Origin of the sequence: Bradyrhizobium sp. Mp27 (assembly GCF_029953005.1) — a bacterium.
Taxonomy (GTDB): domain Bacteria; phylum Pseudomonadota; class Alphaproteobacteria; order Rhizobiales; family Xanthobacteraceae; genus Bradyrhizobium; species Bradyrhizobium barranii.
In genome coordinates, this window is record NZ_JASAUS010000381.1 from 1 (window position 1) to 2,669 (window position 2,669).

The window sequence follows — 2,669 nt, forward strand, 5'->3', positions numbered from 1 at the left end:
GTAAGCGCTCCTTTCTACGCACCTATGCAGTTGAGCGCGGGGATGGGATGAGGTGTCCACCATGAACGAGGTGGACACCATCGATGATCACTCCAGAAGAACTTTTGAGACTTGAGACGGTCGGCGTGTTGCGCAATGGGCGGCGTCGCTATGATCCGGCCAGCAAACAGCGGCTGGTCGAGGCCTGTCTGCAGCCTGGCGTGTCGCTGGCGGGGCTGGCGTTGCAACACGGCGTGAACGCGAACCTGCTGCGCAAATGGGTGGCCAAGCGACAACGTCAGAACGGGGATGGCCAGCCGGAGGCGCCGATTGCGCCAGCCTTTGTTCCGGTTCGCGCGCCGTCGCCGTCGCCAACTCGATCTGCTGGCGCGATCGCGGTTTGCGCGACGGAGCGATCCTGTGCAGGGCGGCTGACGGCATCGATGCCCAACGGCGTGACGCTTTCGCTGGAAGGCGGCGACGCGCAGTTGCTGTCGGCGGTGATTGAAGCGCTGGGGCGTTGCGATGTTCCGGCTGGCGTCTGATCTTCGGGTCTACCTTCACCGCGAACCGATTGACTTCCGGGCGGGCATCAACAGCCTGGCGATCGTGGTCGAGCAGTCGATGGGGCTGGATCCGTTCCAGCGCGCGGTGTTCGCGTTCTGCAATCGTCGCCGCGACCGGATCAAGCTGCTGATTTATGACCGGTCAGGATTTTGGATGCTGCTGAAGCGGCTGGAGGCCGACAGATTCCACTGGCCCCGAAGTCAGGAGGCGGTGCTGACGCTGACGACGGAGGAGCTGCACTGGCTGCTTGACGGCATCAACATCGCGGCGGTGCGTCGTCATCCGGTGCGGCAATATCACAGCGTGGGCTGAGCGTGTTCGATGCGGGCGGCGTCATCAGCGCTATCGGATGACGCCGGCCACCGCATGGAACTCGGTTGACGCGGCGGCATGACTTCGATTCAAGACTACGATGAGTCGCAGGCCCACGACGCACGAGCTGGAAGCCTTGATCGCGGCGCACGCGGCCGAGCTCGCGGCGCTGAAGGCGGAGAACGAGAAACTCGCGCAACGCGTCCTGCATCTTGAGGAGCAGTTGCGCCTGGAGCGCTTGCGCCGCTACGCGCCGAAGAGCGAAAAGCTCAAGGAGCGCATCTTCAACGAAGCCGAGCAGGCCGCCGCTGAAAGCCGGGACGACGACGATGTCGAGGCGGTCGCCGTGCCGGACACGGGATTGCCGGAGGCTCCAAAGCCGGCACCGAAGACACGCGGCCGCAAGCCGCTGCCTGACGATCTGCCGCGCCAACGCGTCGAACATGATCTGGGTGAGGATCAAAAGGACTGTCCGTGCTGCCGCAATCGGATGCATCGGATGGGCGAGACCGTCACCGAGCAGTTGCACGTCGAGGTGAAGGCGTCAGTGCTGCAACATGTGCGGTTCAAATATGCCTGCCGTCACTGCGAGCGCACCGCGCTGAACACCCCGATCGTGACCGCGCCGATGCCGGCGCAGCCGCTGCCGGGTAGCGTCGCCACGCCATCGACGCTGGCGCTGGTGCTCGCCAACAAATACGTCGACGGCACGCCGCTGTACCGTGTGGCGGACGCGCTGGGGCGCGCCGACGTCAGCATCAGCCGCGGGACGCTGGGCAACTGGGTGATCCGGGCGAGCGAGTTGCATCTGCATCGGGTCTATGACGCGCTACAGCAAAAGCTCAGGTCGCAGCCCCTGGTCCACGGCGACGAAACCTGGGTCCAGGTTCTGAAAGAGGACGGCCGGGATGCGCAGGCCAAATCCTTCATGTGGGCCTATCGCAGCGGCCAGGACTGCGCGCAGCCGGTCGTGCTGTTCGATTACCAGCCCGGTCGCGGCCAGGAACATCCTCAGGCCTTCCTGGCCGGCTATCGTGGCTTGTTGATGAGCGACGGCTATGACGCCTGGGGCACGCTGACAGGCGCGACCCATCTTGGCTGTATGGCGCATGCGCGCAGGAAATTTACCGATGCGCTCAAGGCCAGGAAGACGCCCGGCGGTCCGCCATTGCAGGCGCTCAAGTTCTTCGAGGCGTTGTATGAGGTCGAGAGGGTGGCGCGCCAGACGCCGCCCGACGACGAAACGCGCGCCGCATACACCTTGCGGCTGCGCCAGCAGCATAGCCTGCCGGTATTGGCCGCCTTCCGGACCTGGCTCGACGACCAGGCGCCGAAGGTCCTCCCCGAAAGCTTGACCGGCAAGGCGATCGCCTATGCGCGCAACCAATGGGATTATCTGACCCGTTACACCAGTGACGGTCTCGCCCCGATCGATAACAATGTTCTGGAGCGCGACATCAGGCCGTTTTGCACCGGACGAAAAAGTTGGCTGTTCAGCGACACCGTTGCCGGCGCCAAGGCAAGCGCCGTGATCTACAGTTTGGTGCTGACATGCCGGGCATGCGGCGTCGATCCCTATGCATGGCTACGTCACGCGCTCACCGAATTGCCCCAGCGCGCGCCAGACGCCGATATCGAAGATCTGTTGCCGTTCAACTGCACCGCTCAAAAAAACCTGCCAGCTGAGAATAGCGGCTGACGTTCGAACGCTCAGGTCAACCAAGCCGTTCCGATGACACTGCTGGGGCCCGGCGTCACGCGACGCCGCGGCCAGCCGCGCGCGTAGCCTGTGCGGTAAAATACGCGCTTAC

The 2,669-nt window shown here is 64.2% G+C and carries 3 protein-coding genes; all 3 read left to right on the forward strand.

From position 1 onward, the window contains the following. Window positions 1-83 precede the first annotated feature (83 nt). Complete coding sequence (locus QJT78_RS50015) at window positions 84-524, forward strand: transposase (RefSeq protein ID WP_035693717.1); 441 nt, start codon at window positions 84-86, stop codon at window positions 522-524. Beyond that, on the forward strand, window positions 505-858 hold the full coding sequence (gene tnpB, locus QJT78_RS50020) for an IS66 family insertion sequence element accessory protein TnpB (protein ID WP_018270214.1): 354 nt from the start codon (window positions 505-507) through the stop codon (window positions 856-858). Before QJT78_RS50015 ends, tnpB begins: the two co-directional genes overlap by 20 nt. Window positions 859-958: 100 nt before the next feature. Then, window positions 959-2,557, forward strand: coding sequence for an IS66 family transposase (locus tag QJT78_RS50025; protein WP_018270215.1), 1,599 nt, complete (start codon window positions 959-961; stop codon window positions 2,555-2,557). Window positions 2,558-2,669 lie beyond the last annotated feature (112 nt).